Origin of the sequence: Paenibacillus polysaccharolyticus (genome assembly GCF_023714295.1) — a bacterium.
GTDB classification, from domain to species: domain Bacteria; phylum Bacillota; class Bacilli; order Paenibacillales; family Paenibacillaceae; genus Paenibacillus; species Paenibacillus polysaccharolyticus_A.
This window is the reverse complement of record NZ_JAMAUN010000026.1, coordinates 1-1,063: the sequence shown is the minus strand read 5'-3', so window position 1 is coordinate 1,063 and position 1,063 is coordinate 1. Positions and strand designations below refer to the sequence as shown.

Below are 1,063 nucleotides of genomic sequence, written 5' to 3'. Positions count from 1 at the left end.
ACTAGCGAAGCGTTACCAGTGAATCAAAAAGTACAAGTTCGCGTACGTGTAAAGGATCAGCAGCTGTGGTCGGACTGGTCCAAAGCAGGCTGGCTAAAGGTAGACCCGAATGGCCAACCTGAAACACAGAAAAAGTTGTCATCGGGCGGTGATTTTACGCTCACAGTCAAAGAAGATGGAACCGTTTGGTCGTGGGGAAATAATGGCTACGGTCAGTTGGGAGATGGAACAAGAAGTGCCAAAACGGTGGCTGTACAAGCATCTGGCTTGACATCGATTGTTGAAGTGTCAGCTGGAAGTGGCCATGTACTGGCATTGAAATCGGATGGAACTGTGTGGTCGTGGGGAAACAACGCTCAGAGTCAGTTAGGGGATGGGACGACTGTAGCGCAAAATGTGGCTAAGGTTATTCCTAAATTGAGCGAAATGATTTCCATAGGCGCAGTACAGAATCGGAGTTATGCAGTGAAAGCAGACGGTACACTGTGGGCATGGGGGGGGAATTTTGGTGCAACGCCACAACCCATGAAAATAAATGGTGTAGTAAGTGTTACTGGTAGATATGCGTTACTGAGCGACGGAACGGTGTGGGATGTGTCAAGTTCTTACCCGACTAAAGTGTACTCTTTAGAAAATGTAGTGACTATAGCGGATAGTAGCTCTTCAGGTCACGCACTAGCCATCAAGCGAGATGGAAGTGTGTGGTCGTGGGGAAGTAACAGCTATGGACAGTTGGGGAATGGAACAACGTCTAATACGAGTACTCCTGTGAAAGTGACTGGGCTGGAGAATATTCAGAGTATTGGCGCAGGGGCAATGCATAGTTTAGCGGTGGATGAATTGGGTCAGGTATGGAGCTGGGGTTATAATGGCTACGGTCAGCTCGGCGTACCAGGCAGTTCCTCGGTCACAAAGGCTGTACAAGTTGGGAACATGAATCGGGGAGCCCAGATTGTAGGGGGAACGAATAGTAGCACAGTGCTGCTGCGAAATGGGGATTTATGGAGTTGGGGGCAGGGTGGATTGCTAGGAGACGGGACCACCACCTCAAAAGGAGTACCTG

Annotated in this window: 1 protein-coding gene; it reads left to right on the top strand. The window is 49.5% G+C overall.

Annotated features, from left to right (window positions below; translation table 11 throughout):
• Nucleotides 1-18: 18 nt before the first annotated feature.
• Nucleotides 19-1,063: RCC1 domain-containing protein (locus tag M3629_RS27930; protein WP_435368289.1), on the top strand; the 1,045-nt coding region annotated here is incomplete at its 3' end.